The sequence below is a fragment of the Stenotrophomonas sp. SAU14A_NAIMI4_5 genome, from assembly GCF_003086795.1.
In the GTDB taxonomy this organism is placed as follows: domain Bacteria; phylum Pseudomonadota; class Gammaproteobacteria; order Xanthomonadales; family Xanthomonadaceae; genus Stenotrophomonas.
The window spans coordinates 657731-676513 of the sequence record NZ_CP026003.1 but is presented as its reverse complement, the minus strand read 5'-3'; the positions used below and the strand labels follow the sequence as shown (position 1 = coordinate 676513).

The window sequence follows — 18783 nt, the reverse complement described above, 5'->3', positions numbered from 1 at the left end:
AGAATCAGCGCATTCTAGCTGGGCCTCGCCATATGGCTGGATGCGCCGCAGCATTTATCGGTCTGTTGCCGGGCTCCCGCTAGAATGTCGAATTGACGGAAGCTTGCCGCCGGCACTGGAAACGATGTCCCTGCACTACACCGATGAGGATCTGGCCCGCTGGTTCGATGACGGCACGCTGACCCGCAGCGAGCGGTGCATTGGCGGAGTAAGCCAGCTGGAACGCCACGGCGATGTGCTCATCGCCGATGTGCAGGGCACCGCCGCGCGGCCTTACCGCGTAAAGATCGACCTGGCGGCCAGCATGCGCACGCCCCGCAGCCGCCTGCAGGGAGACTGCTCCTGCCCGGTCGGCCAGAACTGCAAACACATGGCCGCCACGCTGATGGTCTACCTGCTGGATGGGGCCATCGAAGACGATGAACGTTTCCCGTTGGGTGCCGGGACCGACGGCGGACTGGAGCAGCCCGTGCGCCCGCAGCTGCTGGCGGAACTGTCGCGCTGGCAGGCCATGCGCAGCCAGCCGGCCAAGCCGGTCCGCAATGGCGTGATCTTCGAGCTGTCCACGGTCAATCATCGCCCGTCGGTGCTGATGCGCAAGGTGAAGTACCGTGGCGACGGCGGCATCGAGTTCGGCAAGTGGACCGAAATCACCGCCGAGATGCTGCTCACCCCGCCCAATTACCTGACCCCGGCGGACATGTCGATCATCGCCCAGCTCTGGGCTGAGCGGCGCGCCACCTCGCCGGAACCGCGCATCGACATCAACGCCACGCTGGCACTGATCGTTGCCAGCGGCCATGGCTGGGTCTTCTGCGGGCGGGATCGTGTGCCCGCACGCGCCGGCGCGCCGCGCCAGGGCGCGCTGCACTGGGAGGTGGACGAGGTGGATGGCGAGCTGCTGTCGTTTCCTTCGTTGCAGCTGGACGGCGATGCCGAGGGCCTGGTGCTGGGCAATGCCGCCGGCTACCTCGACCCCGTCACCGGCGAGGTGGGGCCGCTGCTGCTCGATGTGAGCACCCAGGATGCGGATTTCTTTCTCTCCCTGCCGCCCCTGCTGCCCAGCGAGGCGCCGGTGGTGGCGCAGGTGCTGCAGCAGATGGACCCGGCGCTGCCGCGCCCCGGTTCGATTGACCCGATGCGTACGCTGCAGATCAGCGCGATGACGCCGGTGCTGCGCCTGCACAGTTTCGAGTACCGCCCGGCATGGATGAGCCGTCGCGGGCCCTCGCAGTGGGCGGACTTTGCGACCGTTGCCTTCGAATACGACGAACACGTGCGCTTCCTGGATGACCCCAACGTGTTCGTCCACGATGGCGACGGCGCGCTTGCGCTGCTGCCGCGCGACCCCGCCGAAGAGGCGCGCCGCGAGCGCGAACTGCGCGGCTTCCACCTGCACCGCGATACGGCACCCCGTGCCTCGCTGGAGGGCGCAGGACCGCAGTTCGTCCTGCGCAGCCAGGACTGGACCCGGCTCATGCTGCAGGACGTGCCGCAGCTGGAAGCGCTCGGCTGGAAAGTGGAGGTGGATGATGATTTCCGCCACCGCATCACCCTGGTCGATGATATCGATCTGGACATCCAGCCCAGCCAGACGGAAGACGGCTGGTTCGATCTCGGCCTGGACATCCAGGTCGATGGCCGCACCGTGCCGCTGGCCCCGCTGCTGCACACGGTGCTGCAGACCGATCCGCGCTGGCTGCGCGGGCAGATCGATGCCATCGATGACGACGAGCACGTGATGCTGTCGGCCGACGACAACACCCATCTGGCGATCCGCGCTGTACGCCTGAAGCCGGTCATCGCCTTGCTCGCCGATCTGTTCAGCCAGCGCGGCGCGCCCCTGCGTGTGTCGTCGCGTGACCGTGGTCGCCTGCGCGCCCTGCAGGACGACGCCCGCCTGCAGTTCAAGGGCAACCAGGACACCCGTGCGCTGGTGCAGCGGCTGCTGCAGACCCCCGCACTGGAGGAGATCGCGGCTCCGGCCGGCCTGGCTGCCTCCCTGCGTCCCTACCAGCTGCAGGGCCTGGCCTGGCTTCAGTACCTGCGGCAGCAGGACCTTGGCGGCGTGCTGGCCGACGACATGGGCCTGGGCAAGACACTGCAGACCCTGGCCCACATCCTGCTGGAGAAGGAACAAGGCCGGCTGCAGCGGCCGGCGCTGGTGGTGGTGCCCACCTCGCTGCTGCACAACTGGAGCAGTGAAGCGGCCCGCTTCGCCCCGGACCTGCGCGTGCTGGTCCTGCACGGTGCCGACCGCGCTGCCCACTTTGATCGCATCGGCGAACACGATCTGGTGCTGACCACCTACCCGCTGGTGTGGCGCGATGAAGAAGCGCTGCTGGCCCACGATTACCACCTGCTGATCCTCGATGAAGCCCAGCAGGCCAAGAACGCGAAATCGAAGGCGGCCATCGCCCTGCGCACGCTGCATGCACGCCATCGCCTGTGCCTGACCGGTACGCCGCTGGAAAACCATCTGGGCGAGCTTTGGGCGCAGTTCGATTTCCTGCTGCCCGGCCTGCTGGGCAACGAAAAGCAGTTCAACCAGCATTGGCGCCATCCCATCGAACGCGGCAGCGATCCACAGCGCGCGCACCTGCTCGCCCAGCGCCTGCGTCCGTTCATGCTGCGCCGGCGCAAGGACCAGGTGGCGGCCGAGCTGCCACCGAAGACCGAAATCACCCGCACGGTGGCACTGGAAGGCGCACAGCGCGATCTGTACGAAACCGTGCGCGCATCGATGGAAGCCAAGGTGCGCGAAGCCGTCGCCGCGCAGGGCCTGGGCCGCAGCCACATCCTGGTGCTGGACGCCCTGCTGAAACTGCGCCAGGTGTGCTGTGACCCGCGACTGCTGCCCGGCGAAACCGGCAAACGCAGCGCGCCGTCTGCCAAGCTGGACCTGCTGCGCGACATGTTGCCGGAGATGGTGGAGGAAGGCAGGCGCATCCTGCTGTTCTCGCAGTTCACCAGCATGCTGGCGCTGATCGCACAGGCGCTGGATGAGATGGGCCTGGCCCATGTGCAGCTGACCGGCGACACCCAGGACCGGGCCACACCGGTACAGCGGTTCATGCAGGGCGAGGTGCCGATCTTCCTGATCAGCCTGAAGGCCGGTGGCGTCGGCCTGAACCTGACCGCGGCAGATACCGTCATCCACTTCGATCCTTGGTGGAACCCGGCCGCCGAACGGCAGGCGACCGACCGCGCCCACCGCATCGGCCAGCAGCAGCCGGTGTTCGTCTATCGGCTGATCGCTGCCGGCAGCATCGAAGAGCGCATCGCCGAGCTGCAGCAGCGCAAGGCGGCGCTGGCCGATTCCATCCTGGAAGGTGGCGATGCCAGCGGCCCGCGCTTCAACGACGAGGATCTGGAGGCGCTGCTGGCGCCGCTCCCCGGGGTGGTTCCGAAGGGCAAGCGCGGTCGGCCACCCCGTGCCTAGTGCGGCGCGGGCCGTTCAGCCGGAGCATTGGCATGGAAACGCTTCCCACACGGGGCTGGGATTACACTAGTCGACTGAACTCACCAAGGACTCGCTCGATGCCCCTGCCCGCCTTCAAGGCCTATGACATCCGCGGCCGGGTCCCGGAAGAACTGAACGAAGACCTGGCCCGCCGTATCGGCGTGGCGCTGGACGCTCAGCTCGCTCCGGGCCCGGTAGTACTGGGACATGACGTCCGCCTGACCAGCCCCGCCCTGCAGGACGCGCTCGCCGCCGGCCTGCGCGGCGTCGGCCGCGACGTGATCGACATCGGCCTGTGCGGCACCGAGGAGGTCTACTTCCAGACCGACCACCTGGGCGCCGCGGGTGGCGTGATGGTGACCGCCAGCCACAACCCGATGGACTACAACGGGATGAAGCTGGTCAAGGAAAACGCGCGTCCGATCAGCTCCGATACCGGCCTGTTCGCGATCTCCGACGCCGTGGCCGCCGATACCGGCGCCCCCCAGCCGCCGAGCGCAACGCAGACCGCCCGCCACGACAAGGGTGCCTACATCGACCACCTGCTGAGCTACGTCGACGCCAGCAAGCTCAAGCCGCTGAAGCTGGTGGTCAACGCCGGCAACGGCGGCGCCGGTGCCATCGTCGACCTGCTCGCGCCGCACCTGCCGCTGGAGTTCATCCGCATCTGCCATGAACCCGATGGCAACTTCCCCAACGGCATCCCCAACCCGCTGCTGCCGGAAAACCGCGCCGCCACCGCCGAGGCCGTGCGCGAACACGGTGCCGACTTCGGCATCGCCTGGGACGGCGACTTCGACCGCTGCTTCTTCTTCGACCACACCGGCCGCTTCATCGAGGGCTACTACCTGGTCGGCCTGCTGGCCAAGGCGATCCTCGCCCGCAACCCGGGCGGCAAGGTCGTGCACGATCCGCGCCTGGTGTGGAACACCGTGGAAATGGTCGAAGCGGCCGGCGGCGTGCCGGTGCTGTGCAAGAGCGGCCACGCCTTCATCAAGGAAAAGATGCGCGCCGAGGATGCGGTGTACGGCGGCGAGATGAGCGCCCACCACTACTTCCGCGAATTCGCCTATGCGGACTCCGGCATGATCCCGTGGCTGCTGATCGCACAGCTGGTGTCCGAGAGCGGCCGCTCGCTGGCCGACTGGGTGGAGGACCGCATGGCGGCCTTCCCCTGCAGCGGCGAGATCAACTTCAAGGTGGCTGACGCCAAGGCGGCCGTCGCCCGCGTGATGGCACACTTCGCCGCGCAGTCGCCGGCGCTGGACCACACCGACGGCGTCAGCGCCGATTTCGGCGACTGGCGCTTCAACCTGCGCAGCTCCAACACCGAACCACTGCTGCGCCTGAACGTCGAAGCCCGTGGTGACGCCGCGCTGCTGCAGGCGCGTACCGACGAGCTGTCGCAGCTCATCCAGCAGTAACCGAGGCCTCCATGAGCAGCATCCAACCCGTCATCCTGTCCGGCGGCTCCGGCACGCGGCTCTGGCCGCTTTCGCGCGAGGCTTACCCGAAGCAGTTCCTGCCGCTGGCCGGCCAGCTGACCATGCTGCAGGCCACGTGGCAGCGGGTGGCGCCCATCGCCAGCCGTGGCCCGCTGGTGATCGCCAACGAGGAACACCGCTTCGTTGCCGCCGAGCAGCTGCAGCAGGTCGGTGCCGAACCCGCCGCGATCATCCTCGAGCCGGTCGGCCGCAACACCGCGCCGGCGATCGCAGTGGCGGCGCTGGAAGCCACCCACGATGGCGCCGACGCGCTGCTGCTGGTGCTGCCCTCGGACCATGTGATCACCGATGAAGCGGCCTTCCGCAGCGCCGTGCAGGCGGCTGCCAGCGCGGCCGAAGCCGGCAAGCTGGTGACCTTCGGCATCGTGCCGACCGGCCCGGAAACCGGCTACGGCTACATCAAGGCGGCCGACGGCCAGGGCCTGCGCGCGGTCGAGCGCTTCGTCGAGAAGCCCGACCTGGATACCGCCAGCGGTTACGTGGCCAGCGGCCAGTACTACTGGAACAGCGGCATGTTCCTGTTCAAGGCCTCGCGCTACCTGCAGGAACTGGAGCGCTTGCAGCCGGCGATGCTGGCCGGCAGCCGCACGGCGTGGCAGCAGTCGCGCCGCGATACCGACTTCACCCGCCTGGACAAGGACGCGTTCACCGCGGTGCCGTCCGATTCCATCGACTATGCAGTGATGGAAAAAACCGCCGACGCGGTGGTGATTCCGCTCGACGCAGGCTGGAACGATGTCGGCTCGTGGACCGCGCTGCGTGATGTCTCGCAGCAGGATGGCGACGGCAATGCCCACCAGGGCGATGTGATCGCCATCGACTGCCGCAACACCTATGCCTACGGCCAGCGCCTGGTGGCGATGGTCGGCCTGGACGACGTGATCGTGGTGGAAACCGACGATGCGGTGCTGGTCGGCAAGGCCGACCGCATGCAGGAGGTCAAGACGGTGGTGGCGCAGTTGAAGGCCGACGGCCGCAGCGAAGCCACCTGGCACCGCAAGGTGTACCGCCCGTGGGGCGCCTACGATTCGATCGACAACGGCGAGCGTTTCCAGGTCAAGCGCATCACGGTCAAGCCGGGTGGCACGCTGAGCCTGCAGATGCACCACCATCGCGCCGAACACTGGATCGTGGTCAGCGGCACCGCCGAAGTGACCCGCGGCGACGAAGTGATCCTGCTGAGCGAGAACCAGAGCACCTACATCCCGCTGGGCGTGACCCATCGCCTGCGCAATCCGGGCAAGCTGCCGCTGGAGCTGATCGAAGTGCAGTCCGGCAGTTACCTGGGCGAGGATGACATCGTGCGCTTCGAGGACACCTACGGGCGCAGTTGAGGTTTGCCCGGGGTCGGATCCCGTTGCTGCGCAACGGGCTCTGACCCCTTTTCTGCTGACCAGTAGATCCACGCCATGCGTGGATGCTTCTCCATTCCGTCTGGCCCCTTCCACGCATGGCGTGGATCTACCAAGGCGGAGCAGTGCTGCGTCGCCGGGCACGGCCCGGCGCTACCGCCATCAGGCCAGCTCGGCCATCACCCGCTTCAGGCCGTCCTGCCAGGACGGCAGCACGATGCCGAACTCCTGCTGCAGCCTGCGGTTGTCCAGCACCGACCATGCCGGACGCTTGGCCGGGGTCGGGTACTCGGAACTGGGAATCGCTTCGACGGCCGGCACCTTCGCCAGCACGCCAGTGGCCAACGCCTCGGCGAAAATCGCCTCGGCGAATCCATGCCAGCTGGTCTGGCCGCTTGCGGTCAGGTGCCAGGTGCCCGACAGCTGCCCGGGGTGCTGCAGCGCCTGTGCGGTGACATCGGCGATCAGCGCGGCCGGGGTCGGCGTACCGATCTGGTCGGCCACCACCCGCAGCTGGTCGCGCTCGGCGCCCACCCTCAGCATCGTGCGCAGGAAATTGGCGCCGTGCGAGGCATACACCCACGCCGTGCGGAAGATCAGGTGGCGGCCACCAGCGGCGCGCACAGCGTCTTCGCCATCCCGCTTGCTGGTGCCGTACACGCCCAGCGGCGCGGTCGCTTCGTCTTCGCGGTAGGGCGCGCTGCCCTGGCCATCGAACACGTAGTCGGTGGAGTAATGCACGAACGGTACGCCATGGGCTGCACACCAGCGCGCGATCACGCCCGGCGCCTGCGCGTTGGCCGCGAACGCGGCCTCCACGTCCTGCTCGGCACGGTCGACCGCCGTGTAGGCGGCGGCATTGACCACCACCGACGGCTGCAGGCGGTCCAGCAGCGCCGGCAGGCTGTCGGGCTGGCCGAAATCGGCCACCTCGCACGCGCTGCCGTCGGGCAGCTGGCCACTGCGCGTGGTCGCCAGCACCGGCCCCAGCGGGGCCAGTGCGCGCAGCAGTTCCTGGCCGACCTGGCCGTTGCCGCCGAACACCAGCACGGTCATGCGCTGTAGACCGGCAGGCGGTCTTCGGCGATGTCCTTCAGGAACGGTGCGCTCTCATCCTTGGCCGACAGGGTCGGTGCGCTCACCGGCCAGTCCACCGCGATGTCGGCATCGTTCCAGCGCACGCCGGCATCGAAGTCCTTCAGGTAGACCTCGGTGCACAGGTAGCTGAACACCGCACGCTCGGACAGCACGGCAAAGCCGTGGGCGAAGCCTTCCGGAATCCAGAACTGCTTCTTGTTCTCCGCGCTCAGCACCACCGCTTCCCACTGGCCGAAGGTCGGCGAGCCGCGACGGATGTCGACGGCGACGTCATACACCTCGCCTTCCAGCACGCTGACCAGCTTGCCCTGCGGGCGCGGCCACTGGTAATGCAGGCCGCGCAGCACGCCCTGCGCCGAGGTGGACACGTTGCTCTGCACGAAGCGGTCCGGCAGGCCCAGCGCAGCGAAGCGCTCGGCATTCCAGGTTTCAAAGAAATAACCACGGGCATCGCCGAACACCGCCGGCTCGATCACCACGCAGCCGGGCAACTTGGTTTCAATCACTTTCACGGAACGACTCCACGCAGGGCGAGCTTGTGCAGGTACTGGCCATAGCCATTCTTGATCAGCGGGGCGGCCAGCGCCTCCAGCTGTTCGGCGGAGATCCACCCCTGGCCGAAGGCGATTTCTTCCGGGCAGCAGACCTGCAGGCCCTGCCGGGTCTGGATGGTCTCGATGAAGTTGGACGCTTCCAGCAACGACTGGTGGGTACCGGTATCGAGCCAGGCATAACCACGGCCCAGCGCCTCCAGATGCAGCTTGCCCTCGGCCAGGTAACGCTTGTTGAGATCGGTGATCTCCAGCTCGCCACGCGGCGACGGCTTGAGCTCGGCGGCGTAGTCGCTGGCATTGCCGTCGTAGAAGTACAGGCCGGTCACGGCGTAATTGGAGCGCGGGTTTTCCGGCTTTTCCACCAGGTCCACCACCTTGCCGCTCGCGTCGAACTCGGCCACGCCGTAGCGCTCCGGGTCGTTCACCCAGTAGCCGAACACCGTCGAGCCGTCCACGCGCTGGTCAGCGCGCTTGAGCACCTCGCGCAGGCCGTGGCCGTGGAAGATGTTGTCACCCAGCACCAGGCAGCTCGGCTTGCCGGCCACGAAGTCGCGGCCGATCAGGTAGGCCTGCGCCAGCCCGTCAGGGCTGGGCTGCACGGCGTACTGGATGTCCATGCCCCACTGCGAACCGTCGCCCAGCAGCTGCTGGAACAACGCCTGTTCGTGCGGGGTGTTGATGATCAGCACTTCACGGATGCCCGCCAGCATCAGCACGCTGAGCGGGTAGTAGATCATCGGCTTGTCGTACACCGGCAGCAGCTGCTTGCTGACGCCCTTGGTGATCGGATACAGCCGGGTGCCGGAGCCGCCGGCGAGGATGATGCCTTTACGCTGCGTCATGTTCTCTCCCGGTTTCAGGCGCTGGTGCCGATGCGCTGCAGGCGGTAGCTGCCGTCGAGCACGCCGTTGACCCATTCCTGGTTGTCCAGGTACCAGTCCACGGTGAAGGCGATGCCCTGTTCGAAGGTGTAGGCCGGTTCCCAGCCCAGGTCGTTCTTCAGCTTCGACGCATCGATCGCATAGCGGCGGTCGTGGCCGGGGCGATCAGCCACGTAGGTGATCTGGCTGCTGCGCGGCTGGCCATCCCCGCGCGGGCGGCGCGCATCGAGCAGCGCACAGATCGCCTGCACCACTTCGATGTTCTGCTTTTCCGAATTGCCGCCGACGTTGTAGGTCTCGCCGACCTGGCCCTTGGCCAGCACGGTGCGGATCGCTTCGCAGTGGTCGGTGACGAACAGCCAGTCACGCACCTGCTTGCCGTCGCCGTACACCGGCAGCGGTTCGCCGGCCAGCGCCTTGGCGATCACCAGCGGAATGAGCTTTTCGGGGAAGTGGTACGGGCCGTAGTTGTTGGAGCAGTTGGTGGTCAGCACCGGCAGCCCGTAGGTGTGATGGAACGCGCGCACCAGGTGGTCCGACGCGGCCTTGGACGCCGAGTACGGCGAATTGGGCGCATACGGGGTGGTCTCGCTGAACTTGCCGGTCTCGCCCAGGGTGCCGTACACCTCGTCGGTGGACACGTGCAGGAAGCGGAAGGCCGCGCCCTGCTCGGCCGGCAGGCCCTTCCAATGGTCGCGCACCGCTTCCAGCAGGCCCAGGGTGCCGACGACGTTGGTCTGGATGAAGGCACCCGGACCGTCGATGGAGCGGTCGACATGGCTTTCGGCGGCGAAGTTCAGCACCGCGTCGGGCTGGTGTTCGGCCAGCAGGCGGGCCACCAGGGCGCTGTCGCCGATGTCACCCTGCACGAACACGTGGTTCGGATTGCCTTCCAGGCTGGACAGCGTCTTCAGGTTGCCGGCGTAGGTCAGCGCGTCGAGATTGACAACCTTGACGCCGCGGGCGACTGCTTCGAGAACGAAGTTACCGCCAATGAAACCGGCGCCGCCGGTTACAAGCCATGTGGACACTACCTGTTCTCCTGTTATTTGAATTCTTCCAAGGGGCGCTTGAAGCGCCCCGACACGGCGGCACAGCGGCACAGCGGCACAGCGGCACAGCGGCACAGCGGCACAGCATACATGCCAGCACTCTTCACGACTGCGTGCAGGAGGTGAACAGCGCACGGGGCAAGGGCTTTTTTGCCGCATCGCAGCAAAACCATACGCATTCGCATGGTCACCCCAAGCCAGCTAGAATCGGGATCCCACCCCCGAACCGGTTGCTGTGCGAGGACCGGACGTTTCCCGTTACTGTGAGCCGGCCAATGGCCGGCACTACAAGGATCGAGTACCAGATGAAAATCCTCGTCGCGTACAAGCGCGTGGTGGACTACAACGTCCGCATTCAGGTCAAGCCGGACGGTTCCGGCGTGGTCACCGACGGCGTCAAGCTGTCGCCCAATCCCTTCGATGAAATCGCGCTGGAAGAAGCCCTGCGCCTGCGCGACAAGGGCATCGCCACGGAAGTCGTGGTCGCCACCATCGCCCCGGCCGACGCCCAGGCGCACCTGCGCAATGGCCTGGCCATGGGTGCGAACCGTGCGATCCACGTCGTGACCGACCAGGCCATCCAGCCGCTGACCGCCGCCCGCACCCTGCTCAAGCTGGTCGAGAAGGAACAGCCGGACCTGGTGATCCTCGGCAAGCAGGCCATCGACGACGATGCCAACCAGACCGGCCAGATGCTGGCCACGCTCTGGGGCCGCCCGCAGGCGACCTTCGCCAGCAAGCTGGACATTGCCGACGGCAAGGCCACGGTGACCCGCGAAGTCGACGCTGGCCTGGAAACGCTGGAAGTGGACCTGCCGGCCGTGGTCACCACCGACCTGCGCCTGAACGAACCGCGCTTCATCAAGCTGCCGGACATCATGAAGGCCAAGGCCAAGCCGCTGGAGAGCCTGCAGCTGGCCGACCTCGGCGTTGAAGCCGCCGATACCTTCAAGACCACCCAGTACGCCGCGCCGTCCAAGCGCAGCAAGGGTGTGATGGTCAAGGACGCGGCCGAACTGGTTGCCGCACTCAAGCAGAAGGGGCTGCTGTAATGAGCAAGATTCTCGTCATCGCCGAGCACCACGACGGCAAGCTCAACGCCGCCACCGCCAAGACCGTCAGCGCCGCCGCCGCCATCAGCGGTGCCAGCATCGACGTGCTGGTGCTGGCCGCCGACCCGGCCGCCGTGGCCGCTGAAGCCGCGAAGATCGCAGGCGTCACCAAGGTCCTGACCGTGGCCAACGCCGCCAACGCGCAGGCCATCGCCCAGGTGCTGGCCCCGCAGATCGCGCAGCTGGCCAAGGGTTACACCCACGTCTTCGGTCCGTCGACCACCTTCGGCAAGGATCTGATGCCCTGCGTGGCCGCCCTGCTGGGCGTCAACCAGGTGTCCGACCTGATGGCCGTGGAAGGCAGCCACACCTTCAAGCGCCCGATCTACGCGGGCAACGCCATCATCACCGTCGAAGCACCGGCCGACCAGATCGTGGTCGCCACCGTGCGCGCCGCGTCGTGGCCGGAAGCGGCCCAGGGTGGCAGCGCCGCCGTTGAAGCAGCCAGCGTCGATGCGGCCCTGCCGGCGCACACCCGCTTCGTCGGCCTGGCCGCCGGTGCCAGCGACCGCCCTGACCTGCAGAGCGCCAAGCGCGTGGTCTCCGGTGGCCGTGGCGTCGGTTCGGAAGAGAACTTCAAGGTCATCTTCCAGCTGGCCGACAAGCTCGGTGCCGCCGTCGGTGCCTCGCGCGCCGCGGTCGACGCCGGCTATGTGCCCAGCGACCTGCAGGTCGGCCAGACCGGCAAGATCATCGCGCCGGAACTGTACGTGGCCGTCGGCATCAGCGGTGCCATCCAGCACCTGACCGGCATCAAGGACGCCGGCACGATCGTGGCCATCAACAAGGACGCGGATTCGCCGATCTTCGAGATCGCGGATATCGGCCTGGTCGGGGATCTGTTCACGATTCTGCCGGAGCTGGAAGCGGCACTCTGAGCCCCTCTGCATGACCGTTGCACGGAGGGCACCGCCAGCGGCGCCCTCCCTTTCCGGACCCCTGTCGTATCCATGATGCCGCGCCTGTTCCGTTTCCTGATTTCCGGTGGCTCCGCCGCCGCCGTCGAATATGCGATCTTTCTGCTGATGCAGACCCAACTGGGTGCGAACTGGCTGCTGCTGAACCAGTCGGTCAGTTTTACAGGTGGCTTCGTCGTGAGTTTCATGCTCAACCGCCACTGGGTGTTCCGCAGTGAGGGTGCCTGGAGCGGGGAGCTGGCCCGCTACGGGCTCCTGGCTGCGATCAATCTCGTCCTGGGCAATGTTCTGATCAGCCTGCTGACCGGCCCCTTGGACCTGCACCCCCTGCTCGCAAAACTGATCGTAATGGTCATGGTGGCAGGCTGGAACTACGCTATCTTCGCCCGGCTGGTCTTCCGCCCGCGCCCGACGCCCTGATCCCATGGCCGCAGGGCGCATCACGCCCTTTCTGAACAGCGTGGAGGGCCCCTCCCACGGGTTGCCCTAGAATAGGCCCCCCAAACCTTCGTACTTCCAGGTTACTTCGAATGGCAAAGATCCCGAACTCGCTCGGCCTCGGCACCCGTGCCATCCATGCAGGACAGCAGCCCGACCCGAGCACCGGCGCCATCATGACGCCGATCTACGCCACTTCTACCTACGTCCAGGAAAGCCCCGGCAAGCACAAGGGTTATGAGTATTCACGTACCCAGAACCCGACGCGGAATGCCTACGAGGCCTGCGTCGCCAGCCTTGAAGGGGGCACCGCCGGCTTTGCATTCGCCTCCGGGCTTGCCGCTGCGTCGACGACGCTGGAGCTGCTGGACGCGGGCGACCACGTCATTGCGATGGATGACCTCTATGGCGGCACGTACCGCTTGTTCGAGCGTGTCCGTCAGCGATCGGCGGGCCTGGAGTTCACCTATGTCGACCTGAACGACCTGGATGCCGTACGAGCAGCGATACGGCCCAATACCCGCATGATCTGGGCGGAAACCCCCACCAACCCCATGCTCAAGGTGGTGGATCTGGCCAAGCTGGGTGCCTTCGCCCGCAAGCAGGGCGTGCTCTTGGTCGTGGACAACACCTTCTGCTCGCCGATGGTGCAGCGCCCGCTGGAGCATGGCGCCGATCTGGTCCTGCATTCGGCAACCAAGTACCTCAATGGCCATTCAGACATCGTGGGCGGCATCGTGGTGGCCGGCACTGATGCCCTGGCCGAACAGATGGCCTTCCTGCAGAACTCGATCGGCGCCGTGGCCGGCCCGTTCGACTCCTTCCTGGCCCTGCGTGGCCTGAAGACGCTGCACCTGCGCATGCGTGCACACAATGAAAGCGCATTGGAACTGGCCCGCTGGCTCGAACGCGACAGCCGTATTGAAGCGGTGATCTATCCCGGCCTGAAGAGCCACCCGCAGCACGCCCTGGCCAAGCGCCAGATGGATGGCTTCGGCGGGATCATCTCGGTGCGCATCAAGGGTGGCAAAGCCAAGGCCCGCCGCATGCTGGAGCGCTGCGAACTGTTCGCATTGGCCGAATCGCTGGGTGGCGTGGAGAGCCTGATCGAACTGCCGTCAGTCATGACCCACGCGTCGATTCCTCCGGCCCAGCGCAAGCGTCTGGGCATCACCGACAACCTGGTACGCCTGTCAGTGGGCACGGAAGACCTGGCCGATCTCCGCCACGAACTGGACGCAGCCCTGGGGCGTTGAGCCAGGTCTTCATTGATTCCACGCCGCCGCGTCAGCGGCGGCCTGAAGCCGCGTCCTGCACGCGGTGACCGTATTGAACCCACGAGAATCCCTTGATGAATGAAGCACTTTCCGATCTGGGACGCAGCCTGCGCTCCTGGCGTCTATGGACACTGCTGGGCTGGCTGGAAATACGCCAGCGCTACGCCCGCTCCCGTGTCGGTCCGTTCTGGCTGACGATCAGCATGGGCGTGATCATCGGCACCATCGGCATCGTGTACGGCACGCTGTTCGGCCAGAAGATGAGCGAGTACCTGCCCTACCTCGCGGCCAGCCTCGTGCTGTGGGGTATGTTCTCAAGCATTGTGACGGAAGGCAGCACCGCCTACATCGCCAATGGCTCCTACATCCGCCAGGTTGCGACGTCACGATTGATCTACATCCTCCAGGTGACGTGGCGCAACGCAGTGATCTTCTGCCACAACGTGGCGATCATCATTCTGTTGCTGGCCATCTTCGGGGTGAAGCGCTGGGACACCCTCATCCTTTTCCTGCCGGGCCTGCTGCTGCTGGTCGTCAATGCCACGTGGATGGCGATGATTACCGCACTGATCTCGGCACGCTTCCGTGACTTTCCGCAGATCGTGGCCTCCATCGTCCAGATGGCGTTTTACATAACGCCCATCATGTACAAGGCCGAGCTACTGACGAAATATTCATTCATCACGCGCTACAACCCCCTGCTCTACCTGCTGGACGTGGCCCGTATGCCCCTGCTTGGACAGGTTCCGTCGATGCAGACGTACGTAATCACGACGGTGATGGCGATTGTCGGCTGGACGTTTGCCCTGTGGTTCACCGGCCGCTACATCAAGCGCATCTCCTACTGGATCTGAGCCGCATGGCATTCATTCAACTCGACAACGTATATCTGGACCTGCCCATCTTCGAGGTCCAGGGTCGCTCACTTAAGCGACAGGTCATGCGCCTTGGCCGGAAGAATTCAATTGCCGCCGACAACGACGGCGTCATCATCGTGCGCGCACTGAATGATGTCAGCCTGCGTTTTGAAAAGGGGGATCGGATCGGCCTGATCGGGCACAACGGTGCGGGCAAGTCCACCCTGCTTCGAGCACTAGCCGGCATCTATGCCCCAACGCAGGGCAGCATCAACCACGAAGGAAAGATCGTGCCGTTGCTGGATATCAGCCTTGGCATGGATGACAACTCGACTGGCATCCAGAACATCCGGCTGCGCGGCCTGCTGCTGGGAATGACCGACGAAGAAATCCGCGCCAAGACGCCGGAGATCGCAGAATTCTGCGAACTGGGCGACTATCTGGACCTTCCTGTACGCACCTACTCCAGCGGCATGCGGGTCAGGCTGGCGTTCGCGGTTTCCACCGCGGTCGAGGCCGAAATCCTGCTGCTGGACGAAGTCATGGGCGTGGGTGACGCATCCTTCATGCACAAGGCACAGAAGCGACTCCAGGACCTCCACAGTCGCGCGGAAATCGTAGTGCTTGCCATGCACTCCAACGCGGAGATCCGCAGGGTCTGCAACAAGGTGCTCTGGATGGATAACGGCCAGGTACGGATGTTCGGCCCGACCGAAGAGGTCGTCAGCGCCTACGAGCAGTTTGTAGGCGCCTGATCCCCAGCAGCGACCCGATTGAGGCAGCCTCGTGGATAGAAACATGGACCAGGTACTTGACGTCTTCTCATCCACTCCAGGAGGGACGAGCGCGGAGACGATCTACCTCAGGGAACTCAACAACGACGCGCTGCAGTTGCTGCGCGTCCAGTTGGCATCCACGCACGCGTTTGCCTTGGGTGAGTCCGAGGCAGACGCCCGCCTGACGCCCTTGGCAGGCCCCAGCAACAGCGCACTCGTACTGGGAATTGGTGGCGGCCTGCACGCATCGGTGCAGCATGTGCTGGATCACCTGTCCAACCATCCGGATACTCGGCGCCTGGTATTGGTGGCGGGCAGCGAGATGGCGGACGGCACGCCAGGCGTTCTGGCGTTCTGGCAGGAAGTTCTTCCCTCGCGCACACTGCCCGGCAACGGCGCGATCGAGCTTCTGGTCGACCCAGCCTATTGCAGTGAATTGGCGCGGAACGCCAACATCAACGTTCCCTTGGATCTTGCGCCTCTGCTCGATGCCACGACCAAGGCAGCCCTTGAAGGTACCGGCCTGGTCCGAGCGCTCTGGACCGAACTGCTGCTATCGAGGATTCATGCAGCAAGCGCGTCCCACGAGCGCCGACAACTGCTGCACCGGCAAGAGGTGCTGACGCGCTCGCTCAACCGCACGAGCCTGTCGGCACAGGCTTCGGTTGGCGCCATGAGCCAGGCGCATTCCCGCATCACCGATCTGCTTCACTCACGCTCCTGGCGAGTCACCGCCCCCATGCGGGCGGCCGGCATGCTCGTGCGTCGTGCACGCAACATGTACCACCGGCTGCGCGGACACGCAGGCACCGCTCTTCGCCTGCGCGCCGAACGTGGCACAAAGGGCGTGCTGAAGGAATTCATTCGAATCGCCTCCAGTCCGCGCTCGGCGATGAAGTACTTCCGCCACCAGGATGCCGCATCGAACCGGCAGCAACCGGTGTACAAGCTGCCCCCCGCCAGCCCCGCCCTGACCGAGCTGAGCCTTCGCGTGCTCATCATTGCGGACATGAACCTGGCTCAGTGCACCAAGTATCGTGTGCTGCAGAAGCAGCAGATGATCCAGGATCTGGGTATTGATTGCAGCATCGTGCGCTGGGAAGACCTGGACAATGCGCGCGGTCTTCTCAGCACACACACCGTCGCCATTTTCTATCGGGTACCAGGCTTCGAGCAGCAGCTTGAATCAATCGCACGCGCGAAAGCACTGGGCATGCGCACGATCTGGGAAGTGGATGATCTTATTTTTGATGAGTCGCTCTATCAGACCAACAGCAATCTGGCAGACCTGGACCAGCGCACCCGCCAGTCCCTGCTCAACGGCGTTCCACTCTACCGCGCCGCAATGCTGGCCTGCGACCACTGCATCGCTTCGACCGTCGCACTGGCCGAAGCCATGCGCAGCGTGGGCGCTGCCAGGGTTGACGTGGTCAACAATGCGCTCGACGACCAGACGCTGCTGATCGCCGAAGAAATCAACGCCAAGCCGCAGCGCAAGGATGGCCTGGTCCGAGTGGTGTACGGCTCAGGCTCGGCATCGCATGACTCCGACTTCCGCCAATGTGCCGATGCCATGCTGGCGACGCTTCGTGAGCATTACCACGTGCGGCTGACCATTGTGGGAACGCTCAATCTCCCGCCTGCGTTCAAGGAAGTGGAGGATCAGATCGAACGGCTGCCCCCCGTCGACTACGCCTCCTTCCTGGAACGGATCTCCCGCTGCGATATCAACATCGCGCCGTTGGAACCCAGCGTATTCAACGACGCGAAGTCCAACATCAAGTACCTGGAAGCGGCCATCCTGAAGCTGCCGTCCATCTGCTCGCCGTCACAGGAGTACCGCAACACCATCGTGCATGGCGAGACCGGCATGCTCGCCGCTTCTCCCGGAGAATGGAAAGCCTGCCTGGACGAGTTGATCGCAGACGCCGCACTCCGCCAACGCATCGGTAAGCAGGCCTACCGGCACGTAGTGGAGCACTACACGCCGCAGGTAGTGGCGCGCGAACAGGTTCTTCCGTTGTTCAAGGAGATCGAGCGCTTCGAACCGGCGCGTCCACGGATCCTGGGTGTGAACATCTTCTTCGAGCCACGCAGCTTTGGCGGTGCCACCATCGTGGCCGAGGAAATCGCGCGTTGCATCAACGCAAGCGGGAAGGCCGAGTACGCCATGGTCACCTCCCTGCCGTGCAGTGATGCTCCTCCCTACAATCTGGTGCGCTACCGCTCATCGGCTGCCGAAGTATTTGCAATGGGTCTCCCGTTCGAGGCCGACCCCGCGTTCGATTTCGACAACCCGTTCACTCCCGGAGCATTCCGCCAGATTCTCCGCGCCTGGCGGCCAGACGTCGTGCACCTGCACTCCATCCAGGGCTTTGGCGTGCAGATCGCCGAAGCGTGCCAGGAGGCCGGTATTCCCTACGTGGTCACCATGCATGACGCATGGTGGATCTGTGCACGTCAGTTCATGATTACCGGCGAGGGCAAGTACTGCCATCAGAGCAAGGTGGATCTCAATGTCTGCGCCAAGTGCGTGGCCAACCCGGTGCTGAACCCGTATCGCCAGCACCGCCTGCACGAAGTGCTTTCCGGCGCAGCAATGATGCTGGCTCCAAGCCGCTTCTTCCGAGGCGTCTACGTGGACAATGGATTCGATCCATCACGCGTACAAATCAACAAGAATGGCGTGGTGCCGCCCCGCAGGTCGGTCACCCGTGAACCTCTTGCCCGGCGCAAGCTCAGGCTGGGATTCGTCGGAGGTGAGGGCCCGGCCAAGGGTAGCGAGCTGATCAAGGAAGCGCTGCGCCAGCTCCCCCATACCAACTACGAACTGCACGTCGTCGATGCCGCCCTGAACCTGGGCCGCCGCCACATTTTTGAAGAAACCTGGGGCATTCCCGGTACGCTGAAGATCGTCCCTGCGTATACCCAGTCAACCATTGACGACTTCTTCGCAAGCGTGGATGTGCTCCTGTTCCCGACCCAGTGCAAAGAGAGTTTCGGCTTGACGGTTCGCGAGGCAATGCTGCGCGATACCTGGGTCATTGCCACGGATGCGGGCGGCGCTGTGGAGGACATCATTGACGGGGCGAACGGCGACATCGTGCCGCTCATCAACGGCTTTGAACCCTTCCGCGAAGCGCTGCGCCGACTCTTGGACAATCCGGAACAACTGGACGGCTATCACAACCCACACCCGGAGCTGATCCGCGTTTTCTCTGATCAAGCTGATGAATTGCTCGGGTTCATGGGCGAGGTGATGGAGCGTTTTCCCGCAAGGCATCTTGCTCTTCCGCGCGACTGACGTCTGCACGGAACGGAGAACGGATTTGGTACTACTGCAGTGTCGACGCCCGCCAAAGCTGCGGTCAAGCAGCGGCACTTTCCACCCTTTACACGATCGCAGTTCCGCTGTTGATTGCCGAGCCGTTCCCACGGGGATTCTACCTGCCCTCCATCCGCAGGCATCCGGATGGAGGGGGGGGTTATACGACGATCCCT

14 protein-coding genes are annotated in these 18783 nt (G+C 65.2%); 10 read left to right on the top strand and 4 right to left on the bottom strand.

Annotated features, from left to right (window positions below; translation table 11 throughout):
- Window positions 1–124: 124 nt before the first annotated feature.
- From C1925_RS03085 to C1925_RS03075, 3 genes are all read left to right on the top strand, one after another.
- Complete coding sequence (locus C1925_RS03085; protein WP_108770597.1) at window positions 125–3442, top strand: DEAD/DEAH box helicase; 3318 nt, start codon at window positions 125–127, stop codon at window positions 3440–3442.
- Between the two features lie 98 nt (window positions 3443–3540).
- Window positions 3541–4887, top strand: coding sequence for a phosphomannomutase (locus C1925_RS03080; RefSeq protein WP_108767654.1), 1347 nt, complete (start codon window positions 3541–3543; stop codon window positions 4885–4887).
- A gap of 11 nt (window positions 4888–4898) precedes the next feature.
- Window positions 4899–6302, top strand: coding sequence for a mannose-1-phosphate guanylyltransferase/mannose-6-phosphate isomerase (locus C1925_RS03075; RefSeq protein WP_108767653.1), 1404 nt, complete (start codon window positions 4899–4901; stop codon window positions 6300–6302).
- Between the two features lie 180 nt (window positions 6303–6482).
- On the opposite strand, the gene rfbD is transcribed toward C1925_RS03075, so the two are convergent.
- The 4 genes from rfbD to rfbB are packed head-to-tail and all read right to left on the bottom strand — an operon-like array spanning window position 6483 to window position 9884.
- Window positions 6483–7376, bottom strand: coding sequence for a dTDP-4-dehydrorhamnose reductase (gene rfbD / locus C1925_RS03070; RefSeq protein WP_108767652.1), 894 nt, complete (start codon window positions 7374–7376; stop codon window positions 6483–6485).
- On the bottom strand, window positions 7373–7930 hold the full coding sequence (rfbC, locus tag C1925_RS03065; RefSeq protein WP_108767651.1) for a dTDP-4-dehydrorhamnose 3,5-epimerase: 558 nt from the start codon (window positions 7928–7930) through the stop codon (window positions 7373–7375). The genes rfbD and rfbC overlap by 4 nt, the downstream gene beginning before the upstream one ends.
- Window positions 7927–8814, bottom strand: coding sequence for a glucose-1-phosphate thymidylyltransferase RfbA (gene rfbA, locus C1925_RS03060; protein ID WP_108767650.1), 888 nt, complete (start codon window positions 8812–8814; stop codon window positions 7927–7929). Before rfbA ends, rfbC begins: the two co-directional genes overlap by 4 nt.
- A gap of 14 nt (window positions 8815–8828) precedes the next feature.
- Window positions 8829–9884 (bottom strand): dTDP-glucose 4,6-dehydratase, encoded by a 1056-nt coding sequence (gene rfbB, locus C1925_RS03055; protein ID WP_108767649.1) that lies wholly within the window; start codon window positions 9882–9884, stop codon window positions 8829–8831.
- 326 nt (window positions 9885–10210) lie between these two features.
- On the opposite strand from rfbB, the gene C1925_RS03050 reads away from it, so the two are divergent.
- The 7 genes from C1925_RS03050 to C1925_RS03020 all read left to right on the top strand — a co-directional run bounded on the left by C1925_RS03050 (window position 10211) and on the right by C1925_RS03020 (window position 18586).
- Window positions 10211–10957, top strand: coding sequence for an electron transfer flavoprotein subunit beta/FixA family protein (locus C1925_RS03050; protein WP_108767648.1), 747 nt, complete (start codon window positions 10211–10213; stop codon window positions 10955–10957).
- The gene (locus C1925_RS03045; protein ID WP_108767647.1) at window positions 10957–11895 is read left to right on the top strand and encodes an electron transfer flavoprotein subunit alpha/FixB family protein; all 939 of its coding nucleotides are present in this window, start codon (window positions 10957–10959) and stop codon (window positions 11893–11895) included. The genes C1925_RS03050 and C1925_RS03045 overlap by 1 nt, the downstream gene beginning before the upstream one ends.
- 72 nt (window positions 11896–11967) lie before the next feature.
- The gene (locus tag C1925_RS03040; protein WP_108767646.1) at window positions 11968–12354 is read left to right on the top strand and encodes a GtrA family protein; all 387 of its coding nucleotides are present in this window, start codon (window positions 11968–11970) and stop codon (window positions 12352–12354) included.
- A 110-nt stretch (window positions 12355–12464) separates the two neighbouring features.
- Window positions 12465–13628, top strand: coding sequence for a cystathionine gamma-synthase (locus C1925_RS03035; RefSeq protein WP_108767645.1), 1164 nt, complete (start codon window positions 12465–12467; stop codon window positions 13626–13628).
- Window positions 13629–13723: 95 nt separating this feature from the next.
- Entirely contained in the window at window positions 13724–14503 is a 780-nt protein-coding gene (locus C1925_RS03030) for an ABC transporter permease (RefSeq protein WP_108767644.1), read from the top strand.
- A gap of 5 nt (window positions 14504–14508) precedes the next feature.
- Complete coding sequence (locus tag C1925_RS03025; protein ID WP_108767643.1) at window positions 14509–15261, top strand: ABC transporter ATP-binding protein; 753 nt, start codon at window positions 14509–14511, stop codon at window positions 15259–15261.
- Between the two features lie 43 nt (window positions 15262–15304).
- Window positions 15305–18586, top strand: a complete 3282-nt coding sequence (locus C1925_RS03020) for a glycosyltransferase (RefSeq protein WP_108767642.1) — start codon at window positions 15305–15307, stop codon at window positions 18584–18586.
- The last annotated feature ends 197 nt before the right edge of the window (window positions 18587–18783 follow it).

Coding starts and splice junctions, on each gene's coding strand:
- C1925_RS03085 (WP_108770597.1), top strand. CDS start 125: ATGTCCCTGCACTACACCGATGAGGATCTGGCCCGCTGGTTCGATGAC.
- C1925_RS03080 (WP_108767654.1), top strand. CDS start 3,541: ATGCCCCTGCCCGCCTTCAAGGCCTATGACATCCGCGGCCGGGTCCCG.
- C1925_RS03075 (WP_108767653.1), top strand. CDS start 4,899: ATGAGCAGCATCCAACCCGTCATCCTGTCCGGCGGCTCCGGCACGCGG.
- rfbD (WP_108767652.1), bottom strand. CDS start 7,376: ATGACCGTGCTGGTGTTCGGCGGCAACGGCCAGGTCGGCCAGGAACTG.
- rfbA (WP_108767650.1), bottom strand. CDS start 8,814: ATGACGCAGCGTAAAGGCATCATCCTCGCCGGCGGCTCCGGCACCCGG.
- C1925_RS03050 (WP_108767648.1), top strand. CDS start 10,211: ATGAAAATCCTCGTCGCGTACAAGCGCGTGGTGGACTACAACGTCCGC.
- C1925_RS03045 (WP_108767647.1), top strand. CDS start 10,957: ATGAGCAAGATTCTCGTCATCGCCGAGCACCACGACGGCAAGCTCAAC.
- C1925_RS03040 (WP_108767646.1), top strand. CDS start 11,968: ATGATGCCGCGCCTGTTCCGTTTCCTGATTTCCGGTGGCTCCGCCGCC.
- C1925_RS03035 (WP_108767645.1), top strand. CDS start 12,465: ATGGCAAAGATCCCGAACTCGCTCGGCCTCGGCACCCGTGCCATCCAT.
- C1925_RS03030 (WP_108767644.1), top strand. CDS start 13,724: ATGAATGAAGCACTTTCCGATCTGGGACGCAGCCTGCGCTCCTGGCGT.
- C1925_RS03025 (WP_108767643.1), top strand. CDS start 14,509: ATGGCATTCATTCAACTCGACAACGTATATCTGGACCTGCCCATCTTC.
- C1925_RS03020 (WP_108767642.1), top strand. CDS start 15,305: ATGGACCAGGTACTTGACGTCTTCTCATCCACTCCAGGAGGGACGAGC.